At 44.6% G+C, this 16,710-nt stretch carries 16 protein-coding genes and 2 tRNA genes; 6 read left to right on the top strand and 12 right to left on the bottom strand.

From position 1 onward, the window contains the following. Positions 1-75: 75 nt before the first annotated feature. The 8 genes from F1644_RS18335 to sufB all read right to left on the bottom strand — a co-directional run bounded on the left by F1644_RS18335 (position 76) and on the right by sufB (position 7,407). Positions 76-657 (bottom strand): RNA polymerase sigma factor, encoded by a 582-nt coding sequence (locus F1644_RS18335; RefSeq protein WP_229128384.1) that lies wholly within the window; start codon positions 655-657, stop codon positions 76-78. A gap of 105 nt (positions 658-762) precedes the next feature. Next, positions 763-1,656 carry a tRNA epoxyqueuosine(34) reductase QueG gene (gene queG / locus F1644_RS18330; RefSeq protein ID WP_118305795.1) on the bottom strand — a complete coding sequence of 298 codons (894 nt, stop codon included), beginning with the start codon at positions 1,654-1,656 and terminating at the stop codon, positions 763-765. Between the two features lie 72 nt (positions 1,657-1,728). Beyond that, on the bottom strand, positions 1,729-2,043 hold the full coding sequence (locus F1644_RS18325; protein WP_087421662.1) for a metal-sulfur cluster assembly factor: 315 nt from the start codon (positions 2,041-2,043) through the stop codon (positions 1,729-1,731). 8 nt (positions 2,044-2,051) lie between these two features. Next, the gene (locus tag F1644_RS18320; RefSeq protein WP_118305794.1) at positions 2,052-2,468 is read right to left on the bottom strand and encodes a SufE family protein; all 417 of its coding nucleotides are present in this window, start codon (positions 2,466-2,468) and stop codon (positions 2,052-2,054) included. Between the two features lie 5 nt (positions 2,469-2,473). Continuing rightward, complete coding sequence (locus F1644_RS18315; protein WP_118305793.1) at positions 2,474-3,694, bottom strand: aminotransferase class V-fold PLP-dependent enzyme; 1,221 nt, start codon at positions 3,692-3,694, stop codon at positions 2,474-2,476. A 3-nt stretch (positions 3,695-3,697) separates the two neighbouring features. Further along, the gene (sufD, locus tag F1644_RS18310) at positions 3,698-5,059 is read right to left on the bottom strand and encodes a Fe-S cluster assembly protein SufD (protein ID WP_118305792.1); all 1,362 of its coding nucleotides are present in this window, start codon (positions 5,057-5,059) and stop codon (positions 3,698-3,700) included. 6 nt (positions 5,060-5,065) lie between these two features. Continuing rightward, complete coding sequence (sufC, locus tag F1644_RS18305; RefSeq protein ID WP_087421658.1) at positions 5,066-5,830, bottom strand: Fe-S cluster assembly ATPase SufC; 765 nt, start codon at positions 5,828-5,830, stop codon at positions 5,066-5,068. Positions 5,831-5,961: 131 nt separating this feature from the next. Further along, positions 5,962-7,407, bottom strand: a complete 1,446-nt coding sequence (sufB, locus tag F1644_RS18300; RefSeq protein WP_087421657.1) for a Fe-S cluster assembly protein SufB — start codon at positions 7,405-7,407, stop codon at positions 5,962-5,964. A gap of 256 nt (positions 7,408-7,663) precedes the next feature. Between sufB and thiL the strand changes: the two genes are divergently transcribed. Both thiL and F1644_RS18290 read left to right on the top strand, forming a co-directional pair. Then, entirely contained in the window at positions 7,664-8,716 is a 1,053-nt protein-coding gene (gene thiL / locus F1644_RS18295) for a thiamine-phosphate kinase (protein ID WP_118305791.1), read from the top strand. A gap of 9 nt (positions 8,717-8,725) precedes the next feature. Next, on the top strand, positions 8,726-9,328 hold the full coding sequence (locus F1644_RS18290; RefSeq protein WP_087421655.1) for a hypothetical protein: 603 nt from the start codon (positions 8,726-8,728) through the stop codon (positions 9,326-9,328). Positions 9,329-9,373: 45 nt separating this feature from the next. Here the strand turns inward: F1644_RS18290 and F1644_RS18285 are convergent, their stop codons facing one another. Further along, complete coding sequence (locus F1644_RS18285; protein ID WP_087421891.1) at positions 9,374-9,679, bottom strand: RNA recognition motif domain-containing protein; 306 nt, start codon at positions 9,677-9,679, stop codon at positions 9,374-9,376. Between the two features lie 315 nt (positions 9,680-9,994). On the opposite strand from F1644_RS18285, the gene F1644_RS18280 reads away from it, so the two are divergent. Both F1644_RS18280 and F1644_RS18275 read left to right on the top strand, forming a co-directional pair. Further along, a tRNA-Phe gene (locus F1644_RS18280) sits at positions 9,995-10,067 on the top strand. A gap of 181 nt (positions 10,068-10,248) precedes the next feature. Next, on the top strand, positions 10,249-11,394 hold the full coding sequence (locus F1644_RS18275; protein ID WP_273493712.1) for an IS256 family transposase: 1,146 nt from the start codon (positions 10,249-10,251) through the stop codon (positions 11,392-11,394). 472 nt (positions 11,395-11,866) lie between these two features. On the opposite strand, the gene F1644_RS18270 is transcribed toward F1644_RS18275, so the two are convergent. After that, a tRNA-Trp gene (locus tag F1644_RS18270) sits at positions 11,867-11,939 on the bottom strand. A 204-nt stretch (positions 11,940-12,143) separates the two neighbouring features. Between F1644_RS18270 and mnmA the strand changes: the two genes are divergently transcribed. Both mnmA and F1644_RS18260 read left to right on the top strand, forming a co-directional pair. Further along, positions 12,144-13,190, top strand: a complete 1,047-nt coding sequence (mnmA, locus tag F1644_RS18265) for a tRNA 2-thiouridine(34) synthase MnmA (RefSeq protein WP_118304308.1) — start codon at positions 12,144-12,146, stop codon at positions 13,188-13,190. Between the two features lie 19 nt (positions 13,191-13,209). Next, positions 13,210-13,773, top strand: a complete 564-nt coding sequence (locus F1644_RS18260) for a Crp/Fnr family transcriptional regulator (RefSeq protein ID WP_118304309.1) — start codon at positions 13,210-13,212, stop codon at positions 13,771-13,773. Positions 13,774-13,793: 20 nt separating this feature from the next. On the opposite strand, the gene F1644_RS18255 is transcribed toward F1644_RS18260, so the two are convergent. Next, entirely contained in the window at positions 13,794-15,455 is a 1,662-nt protein-coding gene (locus F1644_RS18255) for a putative transporter (RefSeq protein ID WP_118304310.1), read from the bottom strand. A 53-nt stretch (positions 15,456-15,508) separates the two neighbouring features. Next, the gene (locus F1644_RS18250; protein WP_118304311.1) at positions 15,509-16,708 is read right to left on the bottom strand and encodes a hypothetical protein; all 1,200 of its coding nucleotides are present in this window, start codon (positions 16,706-16,708) and stop codon (positions 15,509-15,511) included. Positions 16,709-16,710 lie beyond the last annotated feature (2 nt).

Raw genomic sequence — 16,710 nt, 5'->3', positions numbered from 1 at the left:
ATGTACAAAAAAGAGGATGAAAAAGTCTAGTGATTTTTGAAGAAAAATCATCAATTATCCAAAAAACATTATTTTTTAACAATACCGGCAATAAACGAGCAAAAAATCAAGAAATCCTTCACGCCCCATTCGTTCTCGTAGTTTCCGTATAGATGTTCCTAACAAAGTTTTTACTGTAGAAACCGAAATATTGTAACGATCTGCCACTTCTTGATATTTCATTCCCTCAACAAAAACGCCATTCAATATTTCCCGACTACGATTCGGAAGAAGAGCAACTTCATCCATCACTTTAGCGATCAACTGGTCCTTCGAATCATCATATTCCTCAAACATACAATCGACACGTTCCACACTCACAAAACACGTGAATATATCACGTTTCGTCAATCGATTATAGCAACGATTTCGAACCAACACCCGTAAAAAAGAAGAAAGTGTTTCCGGCTTTAATTCCCGGTGAATCTCTTGATTCCACAGAGCGATAAAAAATTCTTGAACAACGTCCTCGGCTACCCCGAGATCGTTCAAAAAAGTATTAGCCCATGAAACCAGAGATTTATAATAAGCTTCGAATAAAAGCTCCATCCCTCGTTGATCACGAGCATTTAACAAATCACAAATTTCTTGATCTTTCACCGACCGCTGTCCCATCATAACAGATTGAATCCATTTTGATACAAAAATAAAATTTTTATCCGGTGAATCTATAACCAAGGGGAATTTTAGCAAGAAAAAAAACAATGTATAAATGATCCGAAATTACAAGTTGTGTTTTATCCGTTCCAAACCGGGCCTCTGGAGCGGCGATTCCTTAAAGCGGACTTGAAATGTTTCCTCATCAAGTGCCAACCACTCTTCCCGGCTCATCCGCATCAACCATTCATTCGGGGAAAATTCCTCTACATGATGCAGTACGGCTTTCCGATTCCACGGACAGACCTCCTGACAGGCATCACACCCAAAAAAGCGATCTCCCATCTTTTTCTTTATTTCTGACGGGATGTCATCTTTTCTCTCTATTGTGTTATAAGAAATACAAAGATTGGCATTCACTTCATGCGAGGAAAGGGCTCCCGTGGGACAAGCCTCCACACACCGGTTACACTGACCACAAAAATTCCGCTCTTCGGGCAGAGAATACCTTGAAGGTTCAAAATCCGATATAATAACACCAATAAAACAATAGGACCCCAAACGAGGATGAATCAACAAAGAGTTCCGGCCAATCCATCCCAACCCGGCCCGTCGAGCCCACTCGTGTTCAAACACGGGAGCGGAATCCACGAATGCCCGGCCCGTAATCTTTCGTCCGGTCACTTCTTCCAGACAAGTATGCAATTTAAATAACCGGTCTTTCACCACCCGGTGATAATCTTTCCCGTATGCGTAGCGGGCAACTACCGGAATGCCTTCCGATTGGAGTTTTGGAGTATAATAATTAGTCAGAGTTACAATCACAGAGCGGGCCCCTTCAACAAGTAAAGCGGGATTCTCCCGCTTCTCTATATTATTCGCCATATAATTCATTCCTGCATGAAATCCTTGTCCGATCCATCGCTCCAACCTCTCTCTCTCCCGAAATAAAACATCCACCGGAACAATGCCACAGGCATCAAACCCGCACTCTTTGGCCTTTTCTAATAATGCCTCCATTTATGAAATTATAAGGTTTATAAAATTTGTAAGGTACAAGACAACTTTATAAACCTTACAAACTTTATGAACTTAAATATCAAACCCCAATTCCAACCGGGCCGTTTCGCTCATTCTTTCCGGAGTCCACATCGGTTCGAAAGTCAGGTTTACCGTGGCTTCATCAATCCCGTCAATCGTCAACACGACATCATGCACCTCCTGCACGATCTGGTCGGCAATCGGACATCCCGGAGCAGTAAGGGTCATGGTAACAATCACCTCGTTTTGTTTCGGGAATTCAATATTATAAACGAGTCCTAACTCCCATATATTCACCGGAACTTCCGGATCATAAACGGTAGATAATTTCTCGATCACTAAATCTTCCATTAAACTTTTTCCCATATCTCTCGTTATTTTCCCTCGTATGCCAAGGCGTAATACTTTATTTGTTTCACCATCGACAACAACCCGTTAGAACGTGTCGGTGACAGGTGTTGAGTTAAACCGATCTTGTCGATAAAATCCAGATTAGCATTCACGATGTCGTGAGGCGTCTGACCGGAGAATACCCGGATCAATAATCCGGCAATACCTTTCGTGATAATGGCATCACTATCCGCTTCAAAATACAACTTACCATCTCGCAATTCGGCATGAAACCACACCCTGGACTGACATCCTTTAATCAGATTGTCATCCGTCTTATGCGTTTCGTCCATCGCATTCAAGCCATTACCTATTTCTATCAGATAAGCATATTTATCCATCCAATCATCATACATGGAAAACTCATCCACGATTTGATTCTGAATCTCTTCTATCGTCATTGCTCTTATAATTTGAAAATCTTTTCTATCTTTCTTAACCCTTCACAGAAAACATCAATTTCTTCCCGGGTGTTATACATGGCTATGGAGGCGCGAGCCATTCCCTGTACCCCGTAATGTTGCATCACGGGTTCGGCGCACAATTGTCCCGTACGTATGGCAATCCCCATCTTATCCAGCAAAGTGCCCAGATCAAAAGGATGTATGCCCTCGATTCCGAACGAGATCACGGAAGACTTATTCGCGGCATCCCCGTATAAGATAATGCCCGGAACTTCCCGAACCTGTCTCATGGCATAATCCATCAGACCATGTTCATATTCGGCAATCTCTTGTAAACCGATACTTTTCACGTACTCCAAGGCCTCACCTAAACCGACAACCCCGATAAAATCCGGAGTTCCTGCCTCGAATTTAAAAGGCAATTCGTTGTAAGTCGTTTTCTCGAAACGAACTTCCTTGATCATTTCTCCCCCGCCCTGCCAAGGTGGCATCTGTTCCAACAGGCAACGCTTTCCATACAGGACACCAACTCCCGTGGGCCCGTACACCTTATGCCCCGAAAAAGCGAAAAAGTCACAATCCAATGCCCGCACGTCAACCGGGATATGCTGGATAGCCTGAGCTCCGTCAACCAAAGCGTATGCTCCCAAAGCGTGTGCCGCGTCAATCATCTCCTTCACCGGATTCACCGTACCCAACACGTTAGAAACATAAGCCACACATACCAATCTTACCCGCTCATTCAAAAGCCCCCGGAACACCTCCATGTCCAGCTCGCCCTTATCATTAAAAGGAACTACTTTCAACACGGCCTTCTTGCGTTCACATAACATTTGCCAGGGAACGATATTGGCGTGGTGTTCCATTTCCGTCACGATGATCTCGTCACCTTCCCGGATAAAAGCCTCCCCGAAAGTGTAAGCCACGAGATTGATACTCTCGGTCGTTCCCCGGGTAAATATCACCTCATCCGTGGACTCCGCATTGATAAACTCTCTCACGGTTTCCCGGGCTTGTTCATTGGCATCCGTACATTTATTACTCAGATAATGCACTCCCCGATGCACGTTGGAATTGTAACGTAAATAATATTCCGTCATCTTTTCCACCACCCGCAAAGGTCGCTGGGTTGTTGCCCCGTTATCCAGGTAAACCAACGGTTTGCCATAAATCTTTTCCTCCAGTATCGGGAAATCTTTTCTAATCCGATTGACGTCAAACATAATTTATTTCTTACAATGCATCACGCAATTGTGACACTTGGTTAATTCTCCTCTTAATCGTTTATCCACCAAACTATCAATCTCTTCCCGGAGCGGCTCAAGTTTCACCCGTCCGACAATCTCATGCGCAAAACCGAACATCATCATCATTCGAGCCTCTGCCTCCCCGATCCCGCGGGAACGAAGATAGAACATTGCCTCCTCGTCGATCTGTCCGACCGTAGCCCCGTGACTACACTTCACGTCGTCGGCATCAATCACCAGCTGGGGTTTCGTGTTCACTTGAGCCGTATCCGTCAATAATAGATTATTGTTTGCTTGATAGGCCTCCGTTTTTTGAGCATCGGGACGCACGACGATCCGTCCGGCAAAATTAGCCAGTGCCGCATCGTCCAACACGCCTTTGAAATGTTGATTACTTGTACAATGAGGTGCAATATGGTCGATAAAGGTGAAGTTGTCCACCTGTTGTTTTTTATCCGACAAATACATCCCGTAAAGATTACTCTCGCATCCTTCTTCCGTCAAAGCGGCAAAAAGATTGTTACGAATGAACCCGCCATACAGGGTAATCACGTTTGCATCATACCGGGAATTGCGTTTCTGGGAAACGAACACGCTGTTTATCTGGGAAGCCTCGATATGTTGATTCTGAACATGGTAGTATTCAAAAGCCGCATTCTCCCCGACAACCACTTCCGTGGTATTATTCGATAAAAAGCTATCATCGGAAAGCGTGTGGTCGCAAACCAAAATAGTCGCCTTAGCATCACGTCCCAAGATAACCATGTTCCTCTGGAACGACATCAAGTCCGCATTCGCCCGCATCAGGTTCACAATCTGCAACGGACGCTCCATCACCACCCGATCCGGAACATACACGAATACCCCGTCTTGGGCAAATGCCGTGTTCAGTGCCACTAATCCATCCGCATCTGCCGGTTTCGTGTACTGATTATAATGTCTTTCAAATAACTCTTTATACTTCACGCTGGCCTCTGCCATACTGCAAATCACCACACCTTCGGGAATTTCCGGTACAACATTCTCCTGCACGAACCAACCGTTGATCGTCAAAATCAAATTGGTGTCCAAATTCGGCACGTGACACTTGAAAATCTCACCCACTTCAACCTCTTGCTTGATATATTTCAGTACCACCCTATAATCCCGGTCAAACACCGGTAAGGTATCCGCGTAAAGATAGTCCTCCGTTTTATAGGGGATTCCTCCCAAGGCCTCGAAACGTTGAAACGCCTCCTCCCGGTGTCGGTTCATCACGTCACCGCATCCTTCCTGCAGTAACCGTTGTCCCTCCCGAAACAGAGTCGCGAAATCATTATTTATCTTTTCTAATCTTTCCATCTTCCATTACTTACCGGACTCAACTTCCTGTTTAATCCAATCATAACCATACTTCTCTAACTCCAAGACCAACTCTTTTCCAGCCGTCTTCACGATACGGCCGTCATACAACACGTGTACAACATCCGGCACGATGTAATCCAACAAACGCTGGTAGTGAGTGATCACGATAGTAGAGTTATCCGGTCGTTTCAGCTTGTTCACCCCGCTAGCAACAATACGTAACGCATCAATGTCCAAACCGGAATCCGTTTCGTCCAGAATAGCCAGTTTCGGTTCCAACACCGCCATCTGGAATATTTCGTTCTTTTTCTTCTCCCCGCCGGAAAAACCTTCATTCAGTGAACGGTTCAACAAACGACTGTCAATGTTCACCATCTCCATTTTCTCCCGGATCATTTTCAGAAACTCGCTTGCCGGGTAAGGAGGTAATCCCTTATACTTACGTTGCTCGTTTACCGCGGTCTTCAAGAAATTAACGGTACTCACACCCGGAATCTCTACCGGGTACTGGAAACTTAGGAATATCCCTTCCCTTGCCCGGTCTTCTGCCGGAAGTTCCAACAGATTCTTCCCGTTAAACCAAACTTCCCCTTCCGTCACCTCGAAACACTCCCGTCCCGTAAGCACGGCCGACAAAGTACTCTTCCCTGCCCCGTTCGGTCCCATAATCGCGTGAACCTCCCCGGCATTCACCTCCAAATCAATCCCTTTCAATATTTCTTTTCCGTCTATCGCGGCATGTAAGTTTTTTATCTTTAGTAAACCCATTTTATTTTAGATTTTAAATTTAGATTTCAGATTCCAATCTCTCGAACCGCCTCCATTCCAAAATCATAAATCGTAATTCATAAATCATAAATCTATAAACTTTTAGCTTTTAGTTTTTAGCTTTTAGTTTCCTATCCCACGCTTCCCGCCAAACTGATTTGCAACAGCTTTTGTGCCTCGACAGCAAATTCCATCGGCATTTTATTGATCACGTCTCCGGCATATCCTTTGATGATCAAACCAATGGCATCTTCTGTTGAAATTCCTCGCTGGTTACAATAGAATATCTGGTCTTCCCCAATCTTGGAGGTTGTAGCCTCGTGTTCCACCTGTGCCGTGGGATTCGCCACTTCCAAATAAGGGAACGTATGAGCCCCGCATTTATCTCCCAATAACAAAGAATCGCATTGTGAAAAATTCCGGGCATTCTTACAATTTTTCACCACCTTCACCCGGCCCCGGTAAGAGTTGGAACTATATCCCGCCGAAATACCTTTCGATACGATCCGGCTACGAGTGTTATTTCCGATATGGATCATCTTGGTTCCCGTGTCTGCCTGTTGGTAATTGTTAGTCACGGCCACGGAGTAAAACTCGCTGACAGATCCGTCTCCCTTCAATATCGTACTCGGGTATTTCCATGTAACCGCTGATCCGGTCTCCACCTGAGCCCATATCAATTTGGCATTCTCCCCTTTGCAGATGCCCCGTTTGGTCACGAAATTATAGATACCACCTTTCCCGTTCTTATCTCCAGGGTACCAATTTTGCACGGTACTGTATTTCACTTCCGCATTCTTTTCCACCACGATCTCCACGATGGCAGCATGTAACTGATTCTCGTCCCGTTGCGGTGCAGTACATCCTTCCAAGTAGCTCACGAAACTCTCCTCTTCTGCCACGATCAAAGTACGTTCAAACTGTCCAGTATTTGCCGCGTTGATCCGGAAATAAGTGGACAACTCCATCGGGCAACGAACCCCTTTCGGGATGTAAACAAACGATCCGTCACTAAACACGGCCGAATTTAATGCGGCAAAGAAATTGTCAGCATAGGGGACAACCGAACCCAGATAACGTTTCACTAAATCCGGGTGATTCTTCACGGCCTCGGAGAACGAGCAAAAGATCACTCCCCGTTCTGCCAGCGTCTCCTTGAACGTGGTCTTCACGGACACGCTATCCATCACGGCATCCACTGCCACCCCGGATAACGCTTTTTGTTCGTCCAAAGGAATACCCAATTTGTCAAACGTCGCTTTCAACTCGGGATCGACCTCATCCCACGATTTCTTTACCTCCTGTTTCGGGGCTGCGTAGTACACGATGTCCTGATAATCAATCGGAGGAATCTCCAATTTCGCCCACGTGGGCATTTTCATCGTAAGCCAGTGACGGTAAGCCTTCAAGCGGAATTCCAAGAGCCATTCCGGCTCTTCCTTCTTCTGTGAAATCAAGCGGATCACCGATTCATTCAATCCCTTCCCGATCATCTCGGTTTCCACGTCAGAAACAAAACCGTATTTATACTCACCCTCAGTTACTTCATTCAATATATCGTCTTGTTCTTTAGCCATAACTTTTTTACCCTATTATCTCCAATTTATCAATCTGTGCAAAAGTACAAAAAAATATTACCTATCAATCATCTATCAGGTAGATAATATCTATTACGTGATAAATCCCCGTTATGATTCATTCTCTCTTGCGAAATACCTCATCATAAACTTATAACCTGCAAACTTGTAACCTGTAACGTGGCGTAGCCACATTATCATTTGCTCGATTCATCAATTTAGCGTATTTTTGTTTTCAATATATAAGAACTGAAACATGAGTGAAAACAAACCATTGACGAAACTATCCACGTTAGGGGAATTCGGCTTGATCCGCCACCTGACACAAGATATAAAATTAAAAAACGAATCTTCATTGAAAGGAGTCGGCGACGATGCGGCCGTACTCGATTACAAGGACAAAAAAGTACTGGTCAGCACGGATATGCTGATCGAAGGAGTACATTTCGATCTGGCCTATGCCCCGTTGAAACATCTAGGGTACAAGGCTGTAGCGACAAACGCCAGCGACATATACGCCATGAACGGGACTCCCCGGCAGATCACGGTTTCCCTTGCTGTTTCCAATCGTTTCTCTTTGGAAGCGGTCGATGAATTGTACGAGGGCATTTATCTTGCCTGCGACCACTACGGGATTGATCTCGTGGGCGGTGACACGACCTCTTCCCAAACGGGAATGTGTATCAGTATCACGGTGATCGGAGAGGCTGACGAGGAAGATATTGTTTATCGCAATACCGCACGGGAAAATGACCTGATTTGTGTCAGTGGGAATTTGGGTGCCGCTTACATGGGACTTCAGTTGTTGGAGAGAGAAAAAGTCGTGTTCAAGGAAAATCCCAATGCCCAACCGGACTTCTCGGGGTATGAATATATCCTCGAACGCCAGCTAAAACCGGAAGCCAGAATGGATATCATCCAATTACTCAAGGAAAAAGGCATTAAGCCGACTGCCATGATGGACGTTTCCGATGGTCTTTCATCCGAAGTTTTGCACATCTGCCATGATTCCGGCCTAGGTTGCAACATCTACGAGGAAAAGATTCCAATTGATTACCAGACTTTCAAAATGGCCGAGGAGCTTAACATGAATGCCACGGTATGCGCTCTTTCCGGGGGAGAGGATTATGAACTCTTGTTCACCGCACCACTGGATGCCTACGATAAACTGATTACCATGGAAGAGATCAGTATCATCGGACATACTTGTGCCAAAAGCGAAGGTTATAATTTAATCACGAAGGACGGTAATTCATTCGAGCTGAAAGCCCAAGGCTGGGTAAACTTTAACCCGTCCGAAGAAAAATAACAGACAACCATGAACAAACTGGAAAACATACTTGACGAATCTTTACTACACAGTGCCAGCGGGGACCGGAAGGCCCTCCGTCTGTTATTGAAGAAAGTCATCCCCGATCGTTTTCATTATTACCATGAAAGCCGGGACATCACCCGTCAGGAGGAATACGCCGATTTGTTGTACAAGATTCTCCTACTCGAACTGGATGAAGAAGAAGAGGAAAGCATCGAGCTGGCAGAACTTGCTTATCTGGGCATCAGCGAGTGTATCTCGTCAGCCCCGGCACACATCTACGAGTGCCTCAAAAAGCGTATCATCTTGATGCACTATTTCGCAGACTATTTCACGGATAGCCTAATCGAAGTCTTCTTGAAAAAATACCGGGAGAACAACCTGTTGGAAGCCCGAAATCTAGCCTTGGAATCCATCGAACGGATGCAATTGTTCGATATTTTCTTGATAGAACAGAATTTCGATGACCGTATCGACCGGGATGAACAATTGACAGATGTCTGCAACGGCATAGAACTCGCTCCCAACCTCACGGACGAAGAACTGACGGAAGCACAATTAATGCACCAAGTGTTATACGCTTATTTGAAAGCGAAGTACCGAAAATGATACAAAAAAACAGAGAGCTTTTCCAAACTCTCTGTTTTCTCATTCTTAACGATTCGAATTAAATCTTCTTTCTCTTGGGAATCTTTGACCTCTGTCGTCGCCACCTTCTTCTCTGGGTCTAGCCTTTTTCACAACGATTTTTCTTCCTTGGAATTCAGTTTCGTTTAAGGCATTGATCGCGTTGAAACCTTCCGTTTCATCTTCCATCTCAACAAAACCAAAACATTTAGAGTTACCAGTTTCTTTGTCCATAATAACTTTGGCTGAAGAAACAGAACCATGCTCTGAGAAAAGAGCTTGTAAGTCCTCACTTGTGGTCGTGGAACTTAACTTTGCAACAAAAATATTCACAATAAAAATAATTAAAATTAATAATACATATAGAAGGGTACGTAGAGGTATATCTTTGGTTTCAACGATAAACAACTATTTATCTTCTAATGCGACAAATATAAGTAATTTCTTAATAATCAAAAATTAATCACGCATTTTTTCTTTATTTTACACCAGATTTATTCCCTTATCATAGATATTGAATCACAGCCTGTTTTCATCAATTCGATTTCATATTCATCATTTTTTTTACATTTCCCTCCACTTTTTCTCCCTAAACGCTTGCGATTTCAAAAATTTTCCCTACTTTTGCACCCGTTAAACAATAACGATGGTGCCATAGCTCAGTTGGTAGAGCAAAGGACTGAAAATCCTTGTGTCCCCGGTTCGATTCCTGGTGGCACCACTGAAAATGAGAGAGTTACAAAAGTAGCTCTCTTTTCTTTTACCCTCAAAAATGCCATTTTTAGCCCAATATTTAAACTACGGTTAAACCAATTTGTCAACCAGAATGTGATAGTGTTTCAAAAAGTGTGTAAATTCCGAATTGATTATTTTTGTAATGCAATTTTCAAAAATGAATAATTATGGAATTTACACATGAACAAATCTCGGAAATAATTTCCGAAATCACAAACGGTGAACTAGGTTTACAAGGCTTGGTTAAACAAGGTTTAGAGAGTTTAATGTTATCGGAACGTGATCTTCATAACGAGACACGTGGTGACGTGAGTAACGGTTTTCGTGGTCGTCGAGTATGTCATGGCGGTAAGGTCTTCGAACTTCGGGTCCCGCGTAGTCGTAACAACCATTTTTACCCGATGTTACTGGGGGTGCTAAAAGACCAGGAAGAAGAGGCTCAAAAGCTAGTGAGTAGCCTTTATTGCAGCGGTTTAACCACGGAACAGGTGGGTAAAATTTACGAGCAATTTTACGGCAAACATTACAGTAAAAGCCAGGTTAGCCGCTTGTTGAACACGGCCCGCGAGGATGTAAATGCCTGGCTAGGTCGTGAACTGGATAATCGTTACCCGATAATTTACATCGATGCCACCTATGTCCTCACCCGTCGTGATGATTCCGTTTCCAACGAGGCTTACTACACGGTTTTGGGGGTGAAAGAAGACCGAACCCGCGAGGTGCTGGCCGTGGTGAATTTCCCCACGGAAAGTGCCACGAACTGGAAGGACGTGTTTGAAGACCTCAAGGAAAGAGGCGTGGCCGTGATTGATCTCCTGGTGTGTGATGGATTGCCCGGTATTGAAAACGTGCTGGCAGAAACCTTTCCAAAAGCAGATTTACAATTATGTACCGTGCACCTGAAGAGGAATATAGCTGGGAAAGTCAAGCCCAGGGACAAGAAACAGGTCATGGAAGAACTCAAGCAGGTTTGCGCTCCCGACCAGTGGGAGATCTCCCCGGAAAAGGCTTTCGAAAAATTTAAAGAGTTTATTGCCAGGTGGCAGAAAAGTTATCCCGTTTTGAAAAGATATTGCCACGACAGGTACAGGTTCTATTTCACCTACTTCAAGTACGAGAGGGAAATCAGGGGGATGATTTACACCACAAACTGGATCGAAAGGCTGAACAGGGATTACAAGAGGGTCATCAACATGAGGGGCGCCATGCCAAACCCCCAAGCCGTTATTCTCCTAATGGGAACGGTAGCCCAAAATGCAGATATTTATAAATATCCTATTTATAATTTTTTAGAATCAAGATTATTTTATTGAACTATTTATAATTTTGCAGTCATGAGAAAAGAAGGTATTTACACACTTTTTGAAACACTATCTTTTTAGTGATGACAAAAGTATACATATCCGGGGAAACGGCAAAATCGAGTTATGCGTGGACACGATTCGCAACATTCATTAACACGATTCTTAATTAATGTTCAATACAATACAAGTAAAGTTCGCAGTTCCCCATCATGTTCCATCACTTATTTCACTATATTTCAGTACATTCTCTCCCGTCTCCCGCCGTACCTTCACTACTAACTTAACGATAAGTCATCGATAAGTTACCGATAAGTCATCGATCCTCAGCCGACAAGTTATAGTCAATCAAACCTGAACTTCCTGCCAAGATATAGGCGAGACAGGCTTGCAACTACGATAAAAGTCATGATCAACAAGCGACAGACATTATCCCAATGGCATAACACACGAAAAAAGAGGTTGCCGTAACAACCTCTTTCTGCACGGGAGGAGAGGTTCGAACTCCCGACCCTCGGTTTTGGAGACCGATGCTCTACCAACTGAGCCACTCCCGTATTTCGTGCTGCAAATTAAGGTAATTTAAACGAGAAAAACAAGTCCCATCCGGAAGTACACGTAAAAAATATTGCCTTAAAAATACTTGCTATCCCACAAGTATCAGGAGTTCAAGCAACAAATTCATCCAATAAAATACAAAACCTCATGACAATTCTAAAATTAAACCGTATTTTTGTCCCCCGACTTCAATAAAAAGGAACATGGAAAAAGTTGTAGTTGGTCTCAGCGGAGGCGTGGATAGTTTCGTTACGGCACTCCTGTTACAACAACAGGGTTTTGAAGTTATTGGTGTCCACCTGCAATTATGGGAATCACGGGCCGGCTCCTCGCAAGAACCGGAAGTCGAGGAATTGTGTAAACAAACGGGCATCAAACTCTACCGGTTAAATGGTAGACAACTTTTCCAAGAACAGGTGGTCCAACCCTTCATCCAAGGTTACCTTTCGGGAATTACCCCCAACCCGTGCGCCACGTGTAACAGCTTTGTCAAATGGAATCTACTTCGAGACTTGGCAAACGAACTAAAAGTACACCATGTCGCCACGGGACACTACATTCGGATTCACCCTTTCGCGAACCATTATTACGTCCATAAAGGAGTTGACCCGAATAAAGACCAATCGTACTTCTTATGGGGCGTACCGGAAGAGATTCTATGCCGGGCCATCACCCCATTAGGAGATTACACGAAAACACAGGTAAAGGAAATGGCCAAAGAACACGGGTTTATCCACTTGGCTGAAAAACAGGAAAGCATGAGTATCTGTTTTCTTGAGAAAGGAGACTACCGGGATTTCATCGCCCGCCAGCCGGGGACAGACTCTTGTTTCACACCCGGCCGGATCGTGGATGAATTCGGAAATCACGTGGGAGAACATACCGGAATCGTGAATTACACCGTGGGACAAAAGAGAGGAATCCCACCCAATGAACAATTCCCACAATATGTTTCACGCCTATCCCCGTCCACGAACCAAATCGTCGTGGGAGATAAGGCAAGCCTACACCGAAGGACCTTTACTCTCGGGCAAGTTCATTTTATTAATCCCGAAGAAATTCATTCACAAGACATAGAAGTTAAAGTACGGGGTATCGGGCTGAACCCGGAAGGATTCGTACAACTATCTTTCCAACCCGATCGGACATTACACGTACAACTCTCCTCTCCCGCATGGGCTATTGCCCCCGGACAACCGGCTGTCTTTTATCGGGAAGACCGGGTAATCGGTGGCGGGATCGTCCTATAACCTTTCAAAACATCATGACATGACATTTTCAGATATACTCCAACAACAATATAAACTATCCTCGGATAGTATCCTCCTTCTCCTTAAAGATGCAATAACCATCTCTTTCAACAAAAAAGACCCCATCGTGCAGGAAGGGCAACGCAATGACTATATTTATTTCGTGGAAAAAGGTTCTGTCCGTGGATTTATCGAACGGGAAGGTAAGGAGTTTACCCTATTGTTTGCATTCGAGGGAGATATGGCCGCCACCATGCCAGACCTGTCACAAACACCGACAGCTAAATTCACACTAGAAACCCTCGAATCTTCCACGCTCGTGAAAATCTCCCGTTCTCACTTGGAATACCTCTTCCTTCATTCCCTGGAATTGGCAAACTGGGGACGCAAACTGATGGAAAAGACCATGCAGGAGTACGAACATTATTTTATCGAGTACTACTGGGCCGATAAAGGCCACCAGTATCAAATGCTAATAAAAGAATTTCCACAACTTTTACAACGAGTTTCGTTAAAAGAAATCGCCTCATACCTAAACATCACGCCTCAATCATTAAGCCGGATTCGGGCTCATTTGAAATAAATCTTACACGAGCATCACCGCTAAACAAAAAATAAAACCAGCATCTGTGCCGTCAGTACCCGCAAGAACATCGTGAGCGGGTACACCGTGGCGTAACTCACGGCAGGAGCATCATTTCCCACGATTCCATTGGAGTAAGCCAATGCTGGCGGGTCGGTCATACTTCCGGCCATTAACCCCATCAACGTGAAATAATTCACTTTATATATGGTGCGGGCAATTATCCCGATAATAATCAAAGGAACCACGGTAATAATAAAACCGTAACCAATCCAGGCATAACCACCTCCATCAATAATGGTCTCCACAAACCCATCGCCTGCACCCAACCCGACACTCGCAAGGAACAAGGCAATCCCCACTTCCCGCAACATCAGATTGGCACTCATAGTCGTGTAAGTCACCAAACCGTATTGAGGACCGAAACGACTGATCAAGATAGAAATAATCAACGGACCTCCCGCTAATCCCAGCTTTACCGGCTGAGGAATACCGGGGAAAGTAAATGGAATACTCCCCAGCAAAATTCCTAAGAATATACCCAAAAATATGGATACCAGATTCGGTTCACGCAAACGACGTAAAGAGTTACCCAACACCTTTGCCACATTCGTAACGGCAGCTTCCGGACCGACAATCGTCAAGCGATCCCCGATCTGTAACTGCAAATTCGGTTTAGCCACCAAATCCACCCCGGCTCGATTCACCCGGGTCACGTTAACCCCGAAACAATTCCGCAACCGCATCTCTCCTAACATTTTCCCGTTCACCTCTCCTTTGGTGATCACGATTCGACGAGACACCAGTTGCTTATCCAACTGTTCCCAAGCAACTTCAACCCGTTCCCCGAGAAAAGCAGTGATCGCATCAATATCTTGTAAGGCAGCCACGACAAGTAATTTATCCCCCTCGCGCAAGCAAGTCTCGGAAGAACCTATTTCAATCCGGTCATCCTCGTGGCAAACCCGCGAAAACACGAACTTTCGGTTTATCAAACGGGTAATTTCCATCAAATCCTTACCAAACAAAGCCGGATTCGTTACCCGCACGGAAAACTGTTGAGCCCCGTTGGCCCGATCCCCGTCCTGCCGTTCCAAATCCTCGTTCTCCTTTTCGAACTTCACCCGGAAGATCACCCGCATCAACAAGATCGACCCGATAATCCCGATCACGCCCAACGGATAAGCCACCGCATACCCCAAAGCAATCGTGGGATCATTCACTCCCGCCATATCCGAATAGGCTTGTTGAGCGGCACCCAATCCCGGCGTATTAGTCACGGCCCCGGAAAGAATACCGACCATCGTTGTGATCGGTAACCCGGTAACAACATGGATAACATACGTGGTAACCACCCCCAACAACACGATTCCCGTGGCCAGCATATTCAAAGTTAAACCACCCTTCCTAAAAGAGGAGAAAAAACCGGGACCAACCTGTAATCCCACGGAATACACGAACAGGATCAAGCCGAATTCTTTCATGAAATGCAACGTATGCCCATCTACCCGCATCCCGAAATGACTGCAAATAATCCCAACAAAAAGAATCCAGGTTATTCCTAACGAAACTCCCCAAATTTTCACTTTCCCAAGCACGATCCCCAAAGCGATAACGATTGCGAACATTAACACCGAATGAGCAACCCCCTGTCCAAAAAACAGCTCACTTAACCAAGACATACTTATTTTAGATTTTAAATTTTAGATTTCAAGTTAAGTAACTCGCTATTTTATCACTCAGCACTCTCCGGGTCTTTTACCTTTTTATCGATAGAACGGCAAAATTCAATATCATCCCGAAACAACTTACGATAAGTAATATAAGTCTGAGATTGTTTTGCTCCGATATAATCCATCAAGTGCATCATCTGTGGGTTGAAATCTCCCACCCAACTCATATCCAACCAATCATATGTCTTCTTCGACAAAATGATATTCTTACAGAAAGCATAAATCATAGCAGCCTCCACCCCACGCCCCTGGAATTCGGATGCAACTCCAAAGATCAATCCCAAGGCCACACGTCCCCGCTTGATATGACGATAGTACAGGAATTTCAAAATACCCAACCCGCTAATCTTACCATTCACGTGCTTCACGATATAGTTCAATTCCGGAATCATGATAAAAAAACCGATAGGTTCCCCTTTATAGTAAGCAAAATACAATAAATCAGGATCAAGCACGGGTTTCAGGGTCTTGAACAACGCCTCCACCTGTTCCTTATCCATTCCTCCAACGCCATGTACGTTCAAGTTCCATGCCTTATTATAAATGGTCAGGAATGAATCTTTTGCCTGCCGGGGAGTCATTTCACGATAGGAAATAATCCGGTAATCTTCATTCTTCAACAACCGTTCCGATTTCCAAACCACGACCTTGGAAAGACTTTCCTCCACCAAGCGAGTCCGGTAGATATATTGTTTGAAATAGTCACGGAACCCGTAGTTCTCGAAGAACGGAACATAATACTTGTGCGTGTAAGGCATTTGGAATACAGGCGGTTTGAAACCGTCTACCAACAATCCCCACCACTCGTTACGCTCCCCGAAATTCACCGGCCCCTCCATGGACTCCATTCCCCGTTCCTCCAGCCATGCCCGACAACGATCGAACAGCATGAAAGCGGCCTCCTGATCATTAATACACTCGAAGAAACCCATTCCCCCCACCGAGTAGGAATCCAAATGGCAGGAACTTCTATCAATAAAAGAAGCCACCCGCCCAACACATTGGCCTTTCTCATCCCGTAACAGCCAACGGGTACACTCGCCATGCTTGAAAAACGGATTCTTTGCCGGATCGAAAACCTTTGTGATGTCATTATCTAAAGGCCGTACCCAATTTTCGTCATTCTTGTAAAGGGATACAGGTAGCAGCAAAAATTCTTTTGCTTGCTTTTCGTTCAAAACCTCTTCAATAGTGTATTTCATAT

This window comes from Butyricimonas paravirosa (genome assembly GCF_032878955.1).
In the GTDB taxonomy this organism is placed as follows: Bacteria; Bacteroidota; Bacteroidia; order Bacteroidales; family Marinifilaceae; genus Butyricimonas; species Butyricimonas paravirosa.
Note: the sequence above shows the minus strand (reverse complement) of the source record. Positions and strands in the feature narration are given on the sequence as shown.